This is a genomic window from Streptomyces sp. NPDC007929, assembly GCF_042959065.1.
GTDB lineage: Bacteria > Actinomycetota > Actinomycetes > Streptomycetales > Streptomycetaceae > Streptomyces.
In genome coordinates this window covers 603,100-622,015 of sequence record NZ_JBIBKD010000002.1, presented here as the reverse complement: position 1 = coordinate 622,015, position 18,916 = coordinate 603,100, and the positions used below count along the sequence as shown (strand labels likewise).

Below are 18,916 nucleotides of genomic sequence, written 5' to 3'. Positions count from 1 at the left end.
GTGTCTACTTCCCCTTGTGCCCGGACTTGCCGCGGCTCTTGTGCGCGCCGTTCTGGGTGCCGTGCGTGGTGTCGTACTTCTCGTACGCGTCGACGATACGGCCCACCAGCCGGTGCCGGACGACGTCCTGGGACGACAGCCGGGAGAAGTGGACGTCCTCGACGCCGTCCAGGATGTCCTGCACCTGGCGCAGGCCGCTCTTCGTGCCGTCCGGCAGGTCGACCTGGGTCACATCACCGGTGATCACGATCTTCGAGTCGAAGCCGAGGCGGGTGAGGAACATCTTCATCTGCTCGGGGCTCGTGTTCTGGGCCTCGTCCAGGATGATGAAGGCGTCGTTGAGGGTGTTGTGCGTCAGCAGGTAGTCCTGCGTGACGTACAGCGAGTCCTCGGCCGCCACCTGGATGCAGACGGTCTCCTCCCTGCCCGCGGGCTCGATGCTGTCGATGAAGCGCATCGGACGTCCGCCGCCTCCGGCCGCGTGGTACTTGTCGCGCTTGCGGGCGAGACGGAAGGGTTCGATGCCTTCGGGGAGGCGGATGTCGATGACGTGGGCGTCGTGACGGTAAGCGACCTCCCGCCCGTTCGCGAGGCCGGGCTTGCGGCCCTCCGCAGCCCTGCGGCGGGTGTAGGCGACGCCACCCAGCGACCGGACGAGAGCGATCACATCGTCACGGAGCAGGATCGACGTCGTCGTGTACTGGATCCGGCAGGTGCGGTCCTGCTGCGTGACCGGTCCGCCATCGGAGTCGAGGAGGCCCTGCAACAGGCTCAGCCGGACCTCAGCGGAGTTGTGCAGGTAATCGTCCGGGACGAACTTGGAGTGGGAGCGCGTGCGCAGGAGGTCCAGCTCTCGCAGGACGCGGGTGACAGGGTTCTCCAGCGTGATCACGTCGCCCGGCGACTTGACCCGGTTGAGCACGTAGTTCGGGCCACCGCGATGCCGTACCGCGATGCCGGGGAGAGCGGCCTCCAGCGCCTCGGCCAGCTCGGGGTCGTCCGAGGCGAAGGAGGGCGTGGTGGAACCGGTCAGGCATCCGTCACCGAGCAGCAGTCCCAGCGCATACGGGTCCATCGGGACCTCACGCTCGGGCATCTGCACAGGCGCTGTGAGTAGTGGCAGCTCGTACCGGCGAGCATGGGCTGCTCGCAGGTTGCCGATCATCTCCTGGGTCTCGAGGACCCGCCACGGCTTGTCGCGGCGCTTGTCGTCGCGTGTCCTGACCGTCCACAGGTGCTCACCACAGCACAGGGTCCAGGAGCCGTCCTGGGCTGTGACGCGGTAGATGTCCTTCTCGCCCTGCGGGTAGACGCCCAGGACCGGAGTCGGCTCGCCGTTGGAGCCGATGACGAGGTCACCGACCTGGAGGTCGCCGATGGGGCGCCAACCGTCGGGCGTCAGGACATTGGTGAAAACAGGCTGCGCCCGGCCCCTCATATATGCCAGCGGCGCCACCTCGATGGTGCCCGCCGCCATCAGCCGCGGGATGGAGTCCGGGTCGAGCATGTCGTGCAGCGCGTCGTAGAGCGGGCGCAGATACGGGTCGATCTTCTCGTAGAGCGTGCCCGGCAGGAAGCCGAGCCGCTCTCCGGCCTCGACCGCGGGGCGGGTCAGGATGATGCGGTTGACCTGCTTGGACTGCAGGGCCTGCACCGCCTTGGCCATCGCCAGGTAGGTCTTGCCGGTGCCCGCGGGGCCGATGCCGAAGACGATCGTGTGCTTGTCGATGGCGTCGACGTAGCGCTTCTGGTTGAGCGTCTTGGGGCGGATGGTGCGGCCGCGTGAGGACAGGATGTTCTGCGTGAGCACCTGGGCCGGGGTCTCCTGGCCGTCGCTCTCGCCGTTGTCGCTCGCCTTCAGCATGGCGATCGAGCGTTCCACTGCGTCCTCCGTCATCGGCTGCCCGGTGCGGAGCACCAGCATCATCTCGTCGAACACGCGCGAAATGAGGGCGACGTCCGTCGGGTCGCCGACCGCGCTGATCTCATTGCCCCGGACGTGGATGTCGGCCGCCGGGAAGGCCTTCTCGATCACGCGCAGGAGGGAATCGCCGGACCCCAGCACGGTCACCATGGGGTGCTGGGCGGGGACGGTGAGCTGCGCTCTCGCCTGCTCCTGCGCGGGGGTGTGAGCTGTCGATGATTGAGTCATGGGCCGGCGCTTAAGGCCTGCGGTTCCTCCTCGTCACGGCCGCACAGCTGAGGGCGGCCTCGCGATTCCCAGGGTACGACGGGGGAGTGACAACGCCGTAGGGGTTTTGGGGCCCGGGTTGTCACCCGGGCCCCGTGAGAGTCTCACGCCGAGCGCCGGAAGCCGATCGTCGGTACGGCCCTGCGCAGCGGCCAGGGCCGCACCAGCTCCTCCGAGACCAGCTCCGCGAGGAACCCGTACCTCTCCAGCGCCACCGGTGACTGCCCCTCGACCGACTGGACCCTGCGCCACCACGCCGCGATCTCCGACCAGCCCGGCGCCGACAGTGATCCGCCGAACTCCTGCACCGACAGCGCAGCGGTCAGCCCGGCGAAGGCCAGCCGGTCCGCGAGCGGCCAGTCCGCCAGCGTGCCGGCGACGAACCCGGCGACGAACACGTCACCGGCCCCGGTCGGATCGAGCGCCTCGACGGCGATGGCCGGCACCTCCGCCGTCTCCCCGGTGCGCCGGTCCACCGCGTAGGCCCCGTCGGCGCCGAGGGTGACCACCGCGATCGGCACGTACTCGGTCAGGGCGTGCGCGGCGGTCCGGGGGCAGTCCGTGCCCGTGTACCGCATCGCCTCCTGCGCGTTGGGCAGGAACGCCTCGCAGTGCCGCAGGTCGGGCAGCAGCGCCAGGTCCCACGCCCCGGTGTCGTCCCAGCCGACGTCGCCGAAGACCCGGGTGCCGTTGCTCGCGGCCTGGGCGATCCAGGGCGCGCTGACGCCAGGGGCGAGGGAGGCGACGGCGGCACGCGCGCGTGGGGGGCAGACGGGCGCGGGTTCCTCGGGGGGCGGCTCGTGGCCGTGCGAGACCATGGTGCGCTCGCCCTCGTAGGCCATGGAGACGGTCACCGGGGAGTGCCAGCCGGGCACCGTGCGCGACGGGGAGAGGTCGATGCCCTCGCCGTGCTCCAGGGCGTCCCAGCAGTAGTCGCCGTAGTGGTCGTCGCCGAAGGCCGCCGCGAGGGACGTGCGCAGACCGAGGCGGGCCAGGGCGGTGGCCATGTTGGCGACGCCGCCGGGGCTGGAGCCCATGCCCCGCGCCCAGGACTCGGTCCCGCGCACCGGGGCGGAGTCGAGGCCGGTGAAGATGATGTCCAGGAAGACCGTGCCCGTGAGGTAGACGTCCCAGGGCGGGTCGTCCGGTGTGCGCAGCGGGGCGAGGGGATCGACCTGGCTCTGGCGGTGCGATCCGTTTCCGGCCGGGCCCTTACCGGCCGGGGCGGTGGACGCGGTCACTGTGCGCTCCCTGACGTGGTGCGGATCAGGCCAGTCTGCACCACATCACCGCCGAGGTGACGCCGATCACGCCGGACCCACCCGCCCCGTCAGCTCGCGCCGGGCCCCCGCGCGCCCCCCGCCGCGGCCGCGGCGGGCCTCACCAGCGGGGCATCGCGGGCGTCACCCACTCCGGGTCGGTGATCCGCATCGCCGCCGCGTCGTCGCGGTCGCGCAGGGCTCCGTCGTCGTCCAGCCATCGCTGGTGCAGTGCGGCCAGCCGCGCGCGGTCGAGTTCCACGCCGAGCCCGGGTGTGTCGGACACGGCGACCTTGCCGCCCTCGAAGGTGAGCCGCTCGGTGAGGACGTCCTCGGACTGCCAGGGGTAGTGGGAGTCGCAGGCGTGGTGGAGGTCGGGGACGGTGGCCGCCACGTGGGTCATCGCGGCGAGCGAGATGCCGAGGTGGGTGTTGGAGTGCATCGACACGCCGACGCCGAAGGTGCGGCAGACGGCGGCGAGCTGCTGGGTGTTGCGCAGTCCGCCCCAGTAGTGGTGGTCGGAGAGCACGACCTGGACGGCGCCCTTCGTGAACGCCTCCTGGATCTCGGCGAACGTCGTCACGCACATGTTGGTGGCGAGCGGCACCCCGGTGCGCTCGGCGACCTCGGCCATGGCGGGTGTGCCGAGCGCCGGATCCTCCAGGTACTCCAGGACCTCGCCGAGCTCCTGGGCCACCTTCACCGACGTCTCCACCGACCAGGCGCCGTTGGGGTCGAGGCGCAGCGGGTGTCCCGGGAACGCCTCGGCCAGGGCCCTGATCGCGGCGATCTCCTCGTCGGGCGGGAAGACACCGCCCTTGAGCTTGAAGGAGGTGAAGCCGTACCGCTCCGTGAAGCGGCGGGCCTGCTCCACGACGCCCGCCGGGTCGACGGCGGCGCCCCAGTCGTCCTTCTCGGCGGGTACGCCCTCGGGGTGGGCGGCCCACTTGTAGAACAGGTAGGCGCTGTACTCGACGGCGTCGCGCACCTTGCCGCCGAGCAGCGCGTGTACGGGCAGTCCGAGCGCCTTGCCGAGGGCGTCCAGGCAGGCGACCTCGAAGCCGGAGACGACGGACAGCCGGAGTTTGCCGGCGGTCTGGACGCCGCGCAGCCCGCCGACGTCGACGGCGTTGTCGACGCGGGAGGCGTCCACGGCGACCTGGTCCGCGAGGGTGAACAGGCCGTTGAGGTCGCTGACCCGGCGTCCCTTGAGTCGTTCGGCGAAGGGCCGGGCCAGCTCCAGGTACTTGGCGTCGCCGTAGGTCTCCCCCACGCCGGTGATCCCGTCGGCGGTGACGACCTCGACGATCAGCCGGGGCGTGTACGGCTGGTGGACGCCCTGGGTGTTCAGCAGCGGCGGGTCCGCGACCAGGATCGGTGTGAGCGTCACGTCGGTGATGGTGAGGTTCACAGGGTTGCTCCCACGAGGTCGAGTCCGGTGGTGAGGAGGGCGGTGAGGGCGGCCAGGTCGGCGGGCGAGGGGTCGGTGAGCGGGGCGCGGACCGGGCCGACCCGGTGGCCGCGGATCCGGGCCGCGGCCTTCACCAGGGACACGGCGTATCCGGGGACGCGGTCGCGCAGTTCGACGAGCGGGACGTAGAAGTCGCGCAGCAGTGTGCCGACGGTGCCGTGGTCGTCGTCGCGCAGGGCGGTGAAGAAGGCGCCGGCGATCTCGGGGGCGAAGGCGTGGACGGCGGAGGAGTAGGCGGGGACGCCGACGGTGGCGTAGGCGCGGGCCTGGATCTCGGCGGTGGAGGCGCCGTTGAAGAACAGGAAGTCGTCGGGGGCGGCCAGGGTGAGGCGCTGGAGCCGGTCGAGGTCGCTGTGGCCGTCTTTCAGGCCGATGACGTTGGGCAGGGCGGCGATGCGCCGCAGGGTGTCGGCGGTGTAGACGACCTGGCCGCGCTGGTAGGCGATCAGGGGCAGCGGGGTGCGGGCGGTGATCTGCTCCAGCTGGGCGAGCAGGCCGTCCTGCGGGGCGGCGACCAGGTAGTGCGGCAGCACCAGGAGCGCGTCGGCTCCGGCGTCCTCGGCGATGCGCGCGAACCGGACGGCCTGCGCCCAGCCGTAGCCGGTGCCGGCGACGACGGGGACGCGGCCGGCGGCCTCCTCGACGGTGATGGTGACGACCTGCCGGTACTCGTCCTCGTCGAGCGAGAAGAACTCGCCGGTGCCGCAGGCCGGGAAGACGGCGCCGGGGGCGGCGGCGAGCCGCTCGGCGACGTAGGCGCGGTAGCCGTCCGGGTCGAGGGTGCCGTCGTCGTGGAAGGCGGTCAGCGGGAACGACAGCACGCCGCCCGCCATGCCCTCCCGCAGCCGCTGCGCGACCGCCACCGGTCCAGCGCTCACGGTCATCGCACAGTCATCTCCTCATATAGACACCATCCATGTATGAGAATGAGGGCTGTGTATGCGAACGTCAACCGCCCGGGCGGGTCCGTCTACCATCGGCACATGTCAGACACAGGGGGCGTCCGCGAGGTCAAGTCCGCGGCCCGCACGGTCGAGCTGCTGGAACTCCTCGCCGCACGCGGCGACCGCCCGGCCCGGCTCCAGGAGCTGGCCGACGAACTCGGCGTGCCGCGCAGCTCGATGTACGCGCTGCTCCAGACGCTGATCTCGCGCGGCTGGGTCCGCACCGACGTCACCGGCTCCCTGTACGGCATCGGCATCCACGCCCTGCTCACCGGCACCAGCTACCTCGACTCCGACCCCCGGGTCCGGGCGGTGCGGCCCTACCTCGACGAGGCGTCCGAGGCGCTCGGCGAGACCATCCACATGGGCCGGCTGGACGGCCTGGACGTGGCGTACCTGGCCACCCGGGAGTCCCACGAGTACCTGCGCACCATCAGCCGGGTCGGGCGGCGCCTGCCCGCGCACGCCGGAGCCCTGGGCAAGGCCCTGCTGGCCCAGCGCCCGGACGACGAGCTGCCCGAGGGCCCCTACGAGGCACTGACCCCGAACACCCACACCACCCGGGAATCCCTGCTGGCCGACCTCGCCGAGACCCGCTCGCGCGGCTGGTCCGTCGACCGCGAGGAGGGCGTGACGGGCATCGTCGGCTTCGGGTTCGCGCTGCGCTGCGACAGCCCGGCACTGGACGCGATCAGCTGCTCGGTGCCCGTCGCCCGGCTCACGCCCGCGCACGAGGAGCGGATCGTCGCGGTGATGCGGGAGATCCGGATCAAGGCCGAGGCGACCGTGCCGTCGGGGTCCGGATCGGTGCACTGGCGTTAGCGAGAACACCACCAGCACCTGACGAAAGGCGCTCGTCTACCCGGGCTTCACCACCCCAAACACAACGTGCCCCAGATCACACGCCCCGGGCTCCCGTGGGCGACTACGTGCTTGATACAAATTGCTCGCGCGTTCCTGTCCGTCGACGGTCGTCGCCCAATCCCCCCTTTCCCCCGCTCCTTTCGCATGCCCTGGGAACGCCCGTGTTCGCCCCCCGCACCACTCCCTGGCCCCTCGTCGCCCTTTTCACGGCCGGGTACCTCGCTCCGTATCTGCTGCCCACCACCGTCGGCAGGCTCGACTCGGACCTTCCGCTCTCCGCCACCCAGGCGGGCGCCGTCGGCAGTGCCCTGCTGCTGAGCTCGGCAGCCGCCGGATTCGCCCTGGCCTCCCGGGTCGAACGGATCGGGGCCCGCGCGCTCGCCCGGCTCGGCCTCGCCCTGGCCCTGCTCGGCTACGGCGGCGCTGCCCTGACCACCGCGATCCCCGCCGTCGTCGCCGGCGCGATCGTCGGCGGGTTCGGCTCCGGCACGGCCACCACCGTCGCCGCGACTCTCATCGCCGGTCAGCGGGATCCGCACCGGGCCTCGACGGCCGGACTGCTCACCGTCTCCGCCCTCGCGGGCGCCGTGTACCTGACGGTGCCGCACCTCGGCCCGGGGCACGGCCTGCCGCTGGCCGCCATCGCCCTCACGGCCCTGGCCGTATGGCCGCTCACCGGCGGCCTGCCCACCGGTGTACCCGCCACGCCCACCGCCCGGCACGACAACGCCCGGCTGCCGCACGCCCGTTCGGGGCTGCTGCTGGCCGCCGCCATGGTCTGCTGGTCGCTCGCCCAGAACTCCCTGTGGGGCGTGAGCGGACGCATCGGCCTGGAGCAGGCACACCTCGGCGAGGCCACCGTCGGTGCCGTCTTCGCCGTCGGCCTCGGCGCCGGACTGACCGGGGTCCTCGCGGCGGGCGCTCTCGGGGCCCGGCTCGGACGCGCGATACCCATCGGCGGCGGCACCGTCCTCATCGCCGTCTGCATCGCGCTCAGCGCCTCCGCGACCGGCCTCGGGAGCTTCGCGGCCGGCGAGATCGCCTGGAACACGCTCTACCCGGTGGTGCTGTCGTACCTCATCGGGCTCGCCGCCTCGCTCGATGCGCGCGGGCGCTGGGCGGTGCTGGTGGGCTCGGCGTCCTCGCTGGGCACCGCCGCCGGGCCGCTGACCGGCAGCGTGCTGTCGGCGCAGGCCGGGTTCCCGGCCATGGGCGCGGCCCTCGGCGCCGGGCTGCTGGTGATCGCCCTGCCGATGACCGCCGTCGCCCTGCACACCGGCGGACGCCCGCTGCTGCCCGGCGCGATCCGCCGTCGCGGCGGGCACCCGGCCGCCCTGGTCGCCGCCGCCACGGGCACGCCCAGCGGCGCGATCCCGGAGATCGGCGCCCCGGAGCAGCCGGTGGTGGAGATCCCGGTGGAGACCCCGGCCGTCCCCGCCCAGCGTGCCTACGGCAAGGCGGGGTCGGAGGTCTTCTGAGACCCCCGCGGCTGACCGAAGGTGTAGGCCTCCACCTCGGCGAGATACCGCGCCCGCAGCTCCTCGTCGTCCTCCAGGAAGGAGGCGAGGAAGGAGTTGCGGGCCAGCTCGCGCAGCCGCTCCTCGGTGAGATCGAGGGTGGCGCGCACGGCGTCGAAGTTGTCGCCCGCGTAGCCGCCGAAGTAGGCCGGGTCGTCGGAGTTGACCGTGCACATCAGGCCCGCGTCGAGCATGGCGGGCAGCGGGTGGTCGGCGAGGGTGTCGACCGTGCGCAGCCGGACGTTCGACAGCGGGCACAGCGTCAGCGGCACCCTCTCGCGCACCAGTCGCTCCACCAGCGCGGGGTCCTCCACACAGCGCAGCCCGTGGTCGACCCGCTCCACACCGAGGACGTCCAGCGCCTCGGTGATGTACTGCGGCGGGCCCTCCTCACCGGCGTGGGCGACCCGTCGCAGACCGAGCGCGGCGGCCCTGTCGTAGACCTCGCGGAACTTCACCGGCGGGTGCCCGACCTCCGCGGAGTCCAGGCCGACGCCGGTGATGCGGTCCAGGAACGGCTCGGCCGCCGCCAGGGTGGCCAGGGCCGACTCGGCGGACTCGTCGCGCAGGAAGCACAGGATCAGCCGGGTCGAGACACCGTGGTTGGCCTCGCTGCTCCCCAGCGCCCGCCACAGCCCCTCGACGACCGTGCCGATCTCCAGACCGCGGGCGGTGTGGGCCTGCGGGTCGAAGAAGATCTCCGCGTGCCGCACGCCCTGCGCGGCGGCCCGGGCGAGATAGGCGTTCGCCAGGTCCTCGAAGTCCCGCTCGGTGCGCAGGACGGCCATGAGCTCGTAGTACAGGTTCAGGAACGACTGCAGGTCCTCGAACCGGTAGGCCTCGCGCAGCGCGTCGGTGTCGGCGTACGGCAGGGTGACGCCGTTGCGCGCGGCGAGCTCGAAGGCCAGCTCCGGTTCCAGGGTGCCTTCGATGTGAAGGTGCAGTTCGGCTTTGGGGAGGGACATCAATTCATCGTACGGCCGTTTCACCGACGCTTCGGAACCGGTACCCGGAGTAGATCATGGGCCACGGTCAGCTCACCCTCGTACCCGGCGGCGCGGGCTTGGCGCTCGAACGCGTCCGGGTCGGTGTAGCGCTGGCTGAAGTGGGTCAGCACGAGGTGCCGCACGCCGCCGTCCCGGGCCACCCGGGCCGCCTGGCCCGCCGTCAGATGCCCGTGCTCGACGGCGAGTTCCTCGTCGTCGTCGAGGAACGTCGACTCGATGACGAGCATGTCGCAGCCCTCGGCGAGCGCGTGCACACCGTCGCAGAGCCGGGTGTCCATGACGAACGCGAAGCGCTGCCCGCGCCGCGTCTCGCTGACGTCGTCGAGTGAGACTCCGCCGAGCGAGCCCTCGCGCTGGAGCCGTCCGACGTCCGGGCCCTTGATGCCGTGCGCGGCGAGCCGCTCGGGCAGCATGCGGCGGCCGTCGGGCTCGACGATCCGGTACCCGTACGACTCCACCGGGTGCCACAGCTTCCGGGCCTCCAGGGTGTAGCCGCCCGTGCGGGCCAGCGGCCCGTCGGCGTCGACCGGGGCCTCGGTGATGCCGACGGTCTCACGGTAGGCGGTGGCGTACCGGAGCCGGTCGAAGAAGCGCTGCCCGGAGCGCGGGTAGTGGGCGGTGATCTGGTGCGGGACCCGGTCGAGGTTGATGCGCTGGATCACTCCGGCGAGACCGAGGGAGTGGTCACCGTGGAAGTGCGTGACGCAGATCCGGTTCAGGTCGTGCGCGGCGACCCCGGCACGCAGCATCTGGCGCTGCGTGCCCTCGCCGGGGTCGAAGAGAATGCCCTCGCCGTCCCAGCGGAGCAGATAGCCGTTGTGGTTGCGGTGCCGGGTGGGGACCTGGGAGGCGGTGCCGAGCACCACGAGTTCGCGTACGGACAAGGCGGATCACCCCGGGGGCCAGTCGAGGCCCCGGCCGCCGAGCACGTGGCCGTGCACGTGCCACACCGTCTGGCCGGCGCCGCTGCCGGTGTTGAAGACGAGGCGGTAGCTGTCGAGCTTCTCCTCGTCCGCGACGGCCTGGGCCTCGCGGACCACGTCGGCGGTGAGGGCCGGGTCGGCGGCGGCGAGGGCGGCGGCGTTCTCGTAGTGCGCCTTGGGGATGATCAGGACGTGAGTGGGGGCCTGGGGGTTGATGTCGCGGAACGCGATCGTCGTCTGTGTCTGGCGGACGATGGTCGCCGGGATGGTGCCTGCGACGATCTTGCAGAACAGGCAGTCTTCCTGGGGCTCCCCTGCCATTTTCCCTCCGGGGGTTGGCCGAATGTGGTCCGTCGTGGGCATCGTATCGTCGTCGGGTGCGGGGCCGGTCGTGGCTGGTCGCGCCCACGCGGCGGAGCCGCACATCGACCCAGCCCCGCGCCCCTTAAAGGGTCGGTACGGCGGGGGGCGTTTTCGCCGGACTGGTCTCCAGTGCCTCCAGTGCCAGCCTGATCGCCTCGTCCAGTTGGGTGTCCCTCCCCGCCGCGTAGTCCTGGGGGCGCTGGACGATCTCCACGTCCGGGTCCACCCCGTGGTTCTCCACGCCCCACTCGTAGCCCTCCAGCCAGAAGGCGTACTTGGGCTGGGTGACCAGGGTGCCGTCGACCAGGCGGTAGCGGCTGTCGATGCCGATGACGCCGCCCCAGGTGCGGGTGCCGACGACCGGGCCGAGACCGAGGGCCTTGATCGCCGCGTTGACGATGTCGCCGTCGGAGCCGGAGAACTCGTTGGCGACGGCGACGACGGGGCCGCGCGGGGCGTCCTCCGGGTAGCTGTAGGGGCGCATGCCCCGCGGGACGGCCCAGCCGACGATACGGCGGGCCAGCTTCTCGACGACCAGCTGCGAGGTGTGGCCGCCGCGGTTCTCGCGGACGTCGACGACCAGGCCCTCGCGGGCGACCTCGACGCGCAGGTCGCGGTGGATCTGCGCCCAGCCGGGGGCCTGCATGTCCGGGACGTGGAGGTAGCCGAGACGGCCGCCGGACTTCTCGTGGACGTAGGCGCGGCGGTCGGCGACCCAGGCGTGGTAGCGCAGGGGTTCCTCGTCGGCTACGGGCACGACGACGGCGTGCCTCGGGTCGCCGCCGCCGGACGGGGAGATGGTCAGCTCCACCGGCTTGTTCGCCGTGCCGATCAGCAGCGGGCCGGGGCCGAGCACGGGGTCGACCGGCTGACCGGCGATCGCGGCGATGGCGTCGCCGGGGCGCACCGCGACGCCGGGGGCGGCCAGCGGGGAGCGGGCGTCCGGGTCGGAGGTCTCGGAGGGCAGGATGCGGTCGACGCGCCAACTGCCGTCCTCGTGGCGGGAGATGTCGGCACCGAGCAGACCCTGGCGGGGCCCGCCGCCGGAGCCGCCGCGCGGGGTGACGTAGGCGTGCGAGGTGCCGAGTTCCCCCTGCACCTCCCACAGCAGGTCGACGAGGTCGTCGTGGGTGGCGCAGCGGTCCACGACGGGCCGGTAGCGGTCGAGGACGCCGTCCCAGTCGACGCCGCTCATGTCGGGCCGCCAGAAGTGGTCGCGCATGATGCGGCCGTTCTCGTCGAACATCTGGCGCCACTCGGCCGCCGGGTCGACGAACTGGCGTACCCGGCCCAGGTCGACGGTGATGTTGGAGTCGCTGTCGTCGTCGCCTGAGGCACGCCGGTCGCTGGGGACGACCTTCAGCCGCCCGTCGGTCCACAGCAGCACCCGCTTGCCGTCGCCGCTGACGGCGAAGTGGTCGGCGTCGACGGCGAGGTGCTCGACGCGCTGCTGGGCGAGGTCGTAGCGCTCCAGCTCGGACTTGGGCTCGGGGTCGTCCGGGGTGGCCCGGGACGCGCCGAGCACACCGGTGACCGGGTGGCGCAGCCACAGCACACCGTCCTTGGCGGCGCGCAGGTTGGTGTAGCGGGCGGCCTCGACCGGGAAGGGCACGATGCGGTCGGCGAGGCCTTCGAGGTCGATGCGGGTGGTGGGGGTGCCCTCGCTGTCGGGGGTCTCCTCCCGGTCGGGCGTCTCGAAGGACCTGCCGTGCCGCTGCGGCCCGAACGGGGAGGGCGTGGTGGCGGCGAGGGTGATCAGATGCGGCCGGGCGCCCACCACGAAGGCCAGGTCGAAGACATGCTCGTCGTAGACCGGGTCGAAGGAGCGGGTCGACAGGAACGCGAGGTGCTTGCCGTCCATGGTGAAGGCGGGCGCGTAGTCCTGGAAGCGCAGTGGGGTGGCCTCGGTGACCGACAGGTCGGTGGTGTTGGCGAGCTTCAGCTGGCACAGCGGCCGGGGGCCGGGGTGGGACCAGGCCAGCCAGGTCGAGTCGGGTGAGAAGACGAGGCCCGACACGTCGCCGTCCTCGCTGCGGTCGACCTCCCGCACCTCGCCCGTCTCCCGCTCCACGAGCAGCAGCCGCCCGTCGTGGCAGGACACGGCGGCCCGGCTGCCGTCGGGCGCCATGGCGAGGTCCAGCACCCGGCCGAGCTGACCGGCGGCGAGCCGGCGGGGTGTCACCCCGGGGGCGAGTCCGGTGGCGGGCGCGAACTCCAGGGCGTCGTCGCCCTCGGCGTCCGTCACCCACACCACCCACTGCTCGCCGTCCGCGCGGAAGGTGCGCGGCAGCCGGGCCCGCACGCCGGGGGCCGAGGCCAGCGCGCGGGCCGGTCCGGCGCGGTGGGTGACCCAGTGCACGGAGCCGCGTACGGCGACCGCGCTGCCGCGCGCGGTGTGGTCGGGGGAGGCCGAGCCGAACCACCGGGAGGCGTTCACCGGGAACGGCTGGAGATCGACGCGCTGCCCGCCCAGCCGCACCTCCAGCCGCCGCGGTTCGGCCCCGTCCAGGTCGTCCAGCACCCACAGTTCACCGGCGCTGGAGTAGACGACCCGGGTGCCGTCGGTCGCGGCGTGCCGGGCGTAGAAGCCGTCGAGGAGGGTGTGGCGGCGCAGGTCGGAGCCGTCGGCGAGGGAGGAGTAGAGCGCTCCGGTGCCCTCGTGGTCGGAGAGGAAGCCGATCCGGTCCCCCACCCAGAAGGGGTACTCGAGGTTGCCGTCGAGGTCCTCGTGCAGCCGCGTGAACTGGCCGTCGTCCTCGCGGTCGATCCACAACTTGCCCGCCGTACCGCCGCGGTAGCGCTTCCACCAGGCGGCCTCGCGGCCCATCGGCGCGGACAGCAGCACCGTGTGGGGGCCGTGGGCGACGTCGCCGACGGGGCCGTAGGGCAGGGTGGTGGCCGGGCCGCCGTCGAGCGGGACGGCGCGTGCCCAGGTGCGGCGCAGGCTCGCCTGCCCCTGGGTGCTGATCGCCAGCACCTCGCCGTCCGGGGTCCAGCCGCGCACCTGTGTCTTGAGGCTGCCCCAGTACGTCAGCCGCTTGGCCGGGCCGCCGTCGACCGGGGCGACGAACACCTCGGGGGCACCGTCGCGGGTGGAGGTCCAGGCGACGGTGGTGCCGTCGGGCGAGATGCGGGGCTGGGTCACCGGCATGTTGTCGGCGCTGACCCGCCAGGCCCGGCCGCCGTCGAGCGGGGCGAGCCACACGTCGTCCTCGGCGGTGAAGGCGACCAGGTCACCGTGCACATGGGGGAACCGGAGGTAAGCAGACGATGTCACCTGATCACCCTATGCAGGGACCACGCCGCGCGGACAGGGTTCGGATCACTTGCCCTCGACGGGACGGCAGTCCGGGTACCGGTCGCACCAGACGGTCTGGGTCACGGTCACGGTGACGGTCGGCCCGGGCCCGCCGCCGCCGGGCCCGCCGACGGGGGGCGGGGTGGTGGAGTCGCAGTCGCCGAGGCCGTCGACCTGGAACCACACCTTGCCGTCCACCTTGGCGGTGATGTTCCCGCGTACGCAGGCGCCGTTCACCGCGTGGGTGACCTTGCCGTCGACGGTGATGTCCTTGCCGTCCTTGGTCTCGCCCTGGCAGTCGACTTCTGCGACGGTCCGCTCACGCGCCGAGGGTGACGACTTCCCGCCGCTGTCCCCGTAGGAGGCGGTGCAGGTGAGCCAACGCACGCCCGCCTTCTGCCGGTTGAGCTCCTTGGTCACCGTCTCGTCGGTGGTGTACGCGACGGACGCGGAGCTGATGGCGCCGGGCTCACAGGCGACGGCGCCGCCCACCGCCAGCACGGCGAACGCCGCCGCGACCGCCACCCGCCGCCCGCGCCGCCCGGGTCGAATCCTCGTCGAAACCCCCATGGAGGGAGCCTGCCACTGACGGGGGTCGCGCGGTAGGGCGCAAAGGCGTCAGCGGCGCGACATCAGCCACTCCTGACGCCCCGGCAGGTCGCTCTCGGGGCCCTTGAGACGCGCCGGCCCTTCACGTCCACGGTCCGAGGGGGTCAGGACCAGCGTCCGGTGCGTGCCAGGAGTACGGCCGCGGCGGCCGTCCCGGCGGTCGAGGTGCGCAGCACACTGCGCCCGAGGCGGTACGGCTTGGCCCTCGCTTCCTCGAACAGCGCCAGTTCCTCCGGCGCGACGCCTCCCTCGGGCCCTACCACCAGCACGATGTCACCCGTGGCCGGCAGTTCGGCAGTGGCCAACGGCCTGTCCCCGCTCTCGTGCAGCACGGCGGCGAAGTCCGCCCCGGCCAGCAGGGCGGCTACCTGCTTGGTGGTCGCCGCCTGGGCGACCTCGGGGAAGCGCACCCGGCGGGACTGCTTGCCGGCCTCCCGGGCCGTCGCCCGCCACTTGCCCAGCGCCTTGACCCCGCGCTCGCCCTTCCACTGTGTGATGCAGCGCGCCGCCGCCCACGGCACGATCGCGTCGACGCCGACCTCGGTCATCGTCTCGACGGCGAGCTCGCCCCGGTCGCCCTTGGGCAGCGCCTGGACGACGGTGACCCGGGGCTGCTCCGCGGGCTCCTCGGACACCGAGTCCAGCTGGACGATCAGCCGGTCCTTGCCCTCCGTGTCGAGCACCACGCAGTCCGCCCAGCGGCCCGCCCCGTCCGTGAGGACGACGTCCTCACCGGCGCGCAGCCGCTTCACGGAGACGGCGTGCCGCCCCTCCGGCCCGTCGAGGACGTACCGGCCGCCGCCGCCCGCGTCGAAGTGCTCGACCACGAACACCGGCGCGGTCACAGCGCACCCCCGCCCGCCAACGCGGCGCGGGCTGCGGCCAGTTCCCCGGCCAGCACCTCGACCAGCTGCCCGGCGGGCAGCTCCCGCGCCATCCGGTGCCCCTGCCCGGCCCACAGCGCCATGCCCTGCGCGTCACCGGCCTTGGCGGCGGCCTTGCGCAGCGGCGCGGTGAGGTGGTGGATCTCCGGGTAGGCGGCGGGCGCGTACGGGCCGTGCTCGCGCAGGAACCGGTTGACGAGGCCGCGCGCGGGCCGCCCGGAGAACGCCCGGGTCAGTTCCGTGCGGACGAACAGCGGGTTGGTCAGCGCCTGCTTGTGCAGGGCGTTCGCGCCCGACTCGTGCGTGGCGAGGAAGGCGGTGCCCAACTGGGCCGCGCTCGCGCCCGCCGCGAGGACCCCGGCGATCTGCCCGCCGCGCATGATGCCCCCGGCGGCGACGATCGGGATGCCGACGGCCTCACGGACCTGGGCGACCAGCGACAGCAGCCCGATGCCGGACCCGTCCGTCTCGGGGATGTCCCGGTGGGTGCCCTGGTGGCCGCCCGCCTCGATGCCCTGGACGATGACCGCGTCCGCACCGGCCCCTTCGACGGCCCGCGCCTCGTCGGGGGTGGTCGCGGCGGCCAGGACGAAGGTGCCGACGCGGTGCAGGGTGTCGACGACCTCGCGGCCCGGGACGCCGAAGTGGAACGACACCACCGGCACGGGGTTGTCGCGCAGCACCACGAGTTTGGCCTCGAAGCCGTCGTCACGTCCGCTGTCCGGATCGCCCAGCTCGGCCTCGTACCAGGTGGCCTCGCCGGCCAGTTGGTGGGCGTAGACGTCGACGGCGGCCGCGGAGGGGAGCGCGGCGCCGGCCGCTCCGGTGGAGCCGCTGCTCGCAGCCGGGTACTCCGGCTGCGGCATGAAGACGTTGACGCCGAAGGGCCTGGTGGTGAGGCTCCGGAGCTGCTTGATCTCCTGGTACATCCCGTCGGCGGTCTTGTACCCGGCGGCGAGGAACCCGAGCCCGCCCGCCTCGCACACGGCCGCCGCGAGCTGCGGTACGGAGACGCCGCCCGCCATGGGGGCCTGCACGATCGGGAGGGGGAAGAGATCGGTCAGTGCGGAGGACATGACCGCATGTTGTCACGTCCTCCGAACAACCCCGAAACCGGCCTGCCGACTGGCATAGACCAGAAGCACGGGCGGTCTCAGCGCCCGTTGAAGGCATCCTTCAACCGAGAGAACAACCCTTGCTGCCCCGGCCGACTGTGCCCGCCCGGGGGACAACCCCCGGACCCCCGGCAACGACCCGACCGCTCGCGTCAGCGCCCGTTGAAGGCATCCTTCAACCGCGAGAACAACCCCTGCTGCCCCGGCTGGAACTGCCCCGTGGGGCGTTCCTCTCCGCGGAGTTTGGAGAGCTCTCGCAGGAGGCGCTCCTGCTCGGGGTCGAGCTTGGTCGGGGTCTGGACCTCGACGTGGACGATGAGGTCGCCGCGTCCGCCGCCGCGCAGGTGCGTGACGCCCCGGCCGTGCAGCGGGATCGACTGGCCGGACTGGGTGCCCGGGCGGATGTCGACCTCCTCCATGCCGTCGAGCGTCTCCAGCGGCACCTTCGTGCCGAGGGACGCCGCCGTCATGGGGATCGTCACCGTGCAGTGCAGATCGTCGCCGCGCCGCTGGAACGTGCTGTGCGGCAGCTCGTGGATCTCGACGTAGAGGTCACCGGCCGGACCACCGCCGGGGCCGACTTCGCCCTCACCGGCGAGCTGGATCCGCGTGCCGTTGTCGACACCGGCCGGGATCTTGACCGTGAGCGTACGGCGGGAGCGGACCCGGCCGTCGCCCGCGCACTCCGGGCACGGGGTCGGCACGACGGTGCCGAAGCCCTGGCACTGGGGGCAGGGGCGGGACGTCATGACCTGGCCCAGGAAGGACCGGGTGACCTGCGAGACCTCACCGCGGCCGCGGCACATGTCACAGGTCTGCGCGGAGGTGCCCGGGGCCGCGCCCTCGCCGTTGCAGGTGTTGCAGACGACGGCCGTGTCGACCTGGATGTCCTTCGTCGTGCCGAAGGCCGCCTCGTCGAGCTCGACCTCGATACGGATCATGGCGTCCTGGCCGCGGCGAGTGCGCGAGCGCGGTCCGCGCTGCGACGCCGTGCCGAAGAACGCGTCCATGATGTCCGAGAAGTTTCCGAAACCACCGGCTCCGAAGCCGCCCGCGCCGCCGCCACCGGCCTGCGAGAGCGGGTCGCCGCCGAGGTCGTAGACCTGCTTCTTCTGCGGGTCCGACAGCACCTCGTAAGCGGCGTTGATCTCCTTGAACCGCTCCTGGGTCTTCGGATCGGGGTTGACGTCCGGGTGCAGCTCGCGCGCGAGCCGCCGGAAGGCCTTCTTGATCTCTTCCTGCGACGCGTCGCGGCGCACGCCGAGTACGGCGTAGTAGTCCGTGGCCACTACGACTCCGCCAGGATCTGTCCGACGTACCGTGCCACTGCGCGTACCGCTCCCATCGTTCCCGGGTAGTCCATGCGGGTCGGTCCGACCACGCCGAGCTTGGCGACTGCCTCGCCGCCCGAACCGTAGCCGACCGACACGACGGACGTGGAGTTGAGTCCTTCGTGGGCGTTCTCATGACCGATCCGTACGGTCACGCCCGGATCCTGCGCCTCGCCGAGCAGCTTGAGGAGCACGACCTGCTCCTCCAGCGCCTCCAGCACCGGCCGGATCGTGAGAGGGAAGTCATGCCCGAAGCGGGTCAGATTGGCGGTGCCGCCGATCATCAGCCGCTCCTCGTTCTCCTCGACGAGCGTCTCCAGGAGTGTGGAGAGCACCGTGGAGACCGTACCCCGGTCCTCGTGCTCGAACGCCTCCGGGAGATCCTCCACCAGACCCGGCACATCCGCGAAACGGCGGTTCGCCACACGGCTGTTGAGCCGGGCGCGCAGATCCGCCAGCGAGGCCTCGCCGAAGGGCGCCGGGCAGTCGACCACCCGCTGCTCGACCCGCCCGGTGTCCGTGATCAGCACGAGCATCACCCGCGCGGGGGCGAGGGAGAGCAACTCCACATGCCGCACGGTCGAACGGGTCAGCGAGGGGTACTGCACGACGGCGACCTGACGCGTGAGCTGCGCGAGCAGCCGCACCGTGCGCGCCACGACGTCGTCGAGGTCGACCGCGCCTTCGAGGAAGTTCTGGATCGCACGCCGCTCGGGCGCGGTCATCGGCTTGACACCGGCGAGCTTGTCGACGAACAGCCGGTAGCCCTTGTCGGTGGGGATGCGCCCGGCACTGGTGTGCGGCTGGGCGATGTACCCCTCGTCCTCCAGGGCCGCCATGTCGTTGCGGACGGTCGCCGGGGAGACGCCGAGGCTGTGCCGCTCGGTGAGGGCCTTGGAACCCACCGGCTCCTCGGTGCCGACGTAGTCCTGGACGATGGCGCGCAGCACCTGGAGCCTGCGTTCACTGAGCATCGCGCACACCTCCAGAAGTCGTCCGCCCGTGGTCCTGCCCGTTGAGCCTGGCACTCTGCGCGTGCGAGTGCCAGCATTCCCCGGCCCAGTGTACGGCGGTGGGGTACACCCCCGGCAAGGCTGGTCGTGCGGCGCCGTGCCCCGAGCGGGGCGCACCGCTAGCGTC

Annotated in this window: 15 protein-coding genes; 2 read left to right on the top strand and 13 right to left on the bottom strand. The window is 72.4% G+C overall.

Translation table 11 applies throughout. The annotated features are described in order from the left end of the window. Positions 1 to 4: 4 nt before the first annotated feature. The 4 genes from ACFZDE_RS07575 to ACFZDE_RS07560 all read right to left on the bottom strand — a co-directional run bounded on the left by ACFZDE_RS07575 (position 5) and on the right by ACFZDE_RS07560 (position 5,805). A complete protein-coding gene (locus ACFZDE_RS07575; RefSeq protein WP_391198267.1) occupies positions 5 to 2,152 on the bottom strand; it encodes a PhoH family protein in 2,148 nt (715 codons plus the stop codon). Positions 2,153 to 2,295: 143 nt separating this feature from the next. Beyond that, positions 2,296 to 3,432: a PfkB family carbohydrate kinase gene (locus tag ACFZDE_RS07570; RefSeq protein ID WP_390996914.1), complete on the bottom strand. Its 1,137-nt coding sequence runs from the start codon at positions 3,430 to 3,432 to the stop codon at positions 2,296 to 2,298. A gap of 139 nt (positions 3,433 to 3,571) precedes the next feature. After that, positions 3,572 to 4,861, bottom strand: coding sequence for an enolase C-terminal domain-like protein (locus ACFZDE_RS07565; RefSeq protein WP_391198264.1), 1,290 nt, complete (start codon positions 4,859 to 4,861; stop codon positions 3,572 to 3,574). After that, entirely contained in the window at positions 4,858 to 5,805 is a 948-nt protein-coding gene (locus tag ACFZDE_RS07560; RefSeq protein ID WP_391198262.1) for a 5-dehydro-4-deoxyglucarate dehydratase, read from the bottom strand. The genes ACFZDE_RS07565 and ACFZDE_RS07560 overlap by 4 nt, the downstream gene beginning before the upstream one ends. Before the next feature lie 99 nt (positions 5,806 to 5,904). Here ACFZDE_RS07560 and ACFZDE_RS07555 point away from each other — a divergent pair, with 99 nt between their 5' ends. Beyond that, a complete protein-coding gene (locus ACFZDE_RS07555) occupies positions 5,905 to 6,687 on the top strand; it encodes an IclR family transcriptional regulator C-terminal domain-containing protein (protein WP_391198261.1) in 783 nt (260 codons plus the stop codon). 203 nt (positions 6,688 to 6,890) lie between these two features. Continuing rightward, positions 6,891 to 8,207, top strand: coding sequence for an MFS transporter (locus ACFZDE_RS07550; protein ID WP_391198260.1), 1,317 nt, complete (start codon positions 6,891 to 6,893; stop codon positions 8,205 to 8,207). Here the strand turns inward: ACFZDE_RS07550 and ACFZDE_RS07545 are convergent. The 9 genes from ACFZDE_RS07545 to hrcA form a co-directional block, all read right to left on the bottom strand. Further along, on the bottom strand, positions 8,177 to 9,211 hold the full coding sequence (locus ACFZDE_RS07545; RefSeq protein ID WP_391198258.1) for an adenosine deaminase: 1,035 nt from the start codon (positions 9,209 to 9,211) through the stop codon (positions 8,177 to 8,179). The genes ACFZDE_RS07550 and ACFZDE_RS07545 overlap by 31 nt on opposite strands. A 20-nt stretch (positions 9,212 to 9,231) precedes the next feature. Further along, positions 9,232 to 10,137: a ribonuclease Z gene (locus ACFZDE_RS07540; RefSeq protein WP_391198255.1), complete on the bottom strand. Its 906-nt coding sequence runs from the start codon at positions 10,135 to 10,137 to the stop codon at positions 9,232 to 9,234. A gap of 6 nt (positions 10,138 to 10,143) precedes the next feature. After that, positions 10,144 to 10,497 (bottom strand): HIT domain-containing protein, encoded by a 354-nt coding sequence (locus ACFZDE_RS07535; protein WP_390996895.1) that lies wholly within the window; start codon positions 10,495 to 10,497, stop codon positions 10,144 to 10,146. Positions 10,498 to 10,621: 124 nt separating this feature from the next. Continuing rightward, the gene (locus ACFZDE_RS07530) at positions 10,622 to 13,771 is read right to left on the bottom strand and encodes a S41 family peptidase (protein ID WP_391198914.1); all 3,150 of its coding nucleotides are present in this window, start codon (positions 13,769 to 13,771) and stop codon (positions 10,622 to 10,624) included. A gap of 90 nt (positions 13,772 to 13,861) precedes the next feature. Next, the gene (locus ACFZDE_RS07525; protein ID WP_391198253.1) at positions 13,862 to 14,407 is read right to left on the bottom strand and encodes a hypothetical protein; all 546 of its coding nucleotides are present in this window, start codon (positions 14,405 to 14,407) and stop codon (positions 13,862 to 13,864) included. Between the two features lie 143 nt (positions 14,408 to 14,550). After that, a complete protein-coding gene (locus ACFZDE_RS07520; protein ID WP_391198251.1) occupies positions 14,551 to 15,291 on the bottom strand; it encodes a 16S rRNA (uracil(1498)-N(3))-methyltransferase in 741 nt (246 codons plus the stop codon). After that, the gene (locus ACFZDE_RS07515) at positions 15,288 to 16,406 is read right to left on the bottom strand and encodes a nitronate monooxygenase (RefSeq protein ID WP_390996886.1); all 1,119 of its coding nucleotides are present in this window, start codon (positions 16,404 to 16,406) and stop codon (positions 15,288 to 15,290) included. The genes ACFZDE_RS07520 and ACFZDE_RS07515 overlap by 4 nt, the downstream gene beginning before the upstream one ends. 191 nt (positions 16,407 to 16,597) lie before the next feature. Next, complete coding sequence (gene dnaJ, locus ACFZDE_RS07510; protein WP_031103804.1) at positions 16,598 to 17,734, bottom strand: molecular chaperone DnaJ; 1,137 nt, start codon at positions 17,732 to 17,734, stop codon at positions 16,598 to 16,600. After that, complete coding sequence (gene hrcA / locus ACFZDE_RS07505) at positions 17,734 to 18,750, bottom strand: heat-inducible transcriptional repressor HrcA (RefSeq protein WP_390996883.1); 1,017 nt, start codon at positions 18,748 to 18,750, stop codon at positions 17,734 to 17,736. The genes dnaJ and hrcA overlap by 1 nt, the downstream gene beginning before the upstream one ends. Between the last annotated feature and the right edge of the window lie 166 nt (positions 18,751 to 18,916).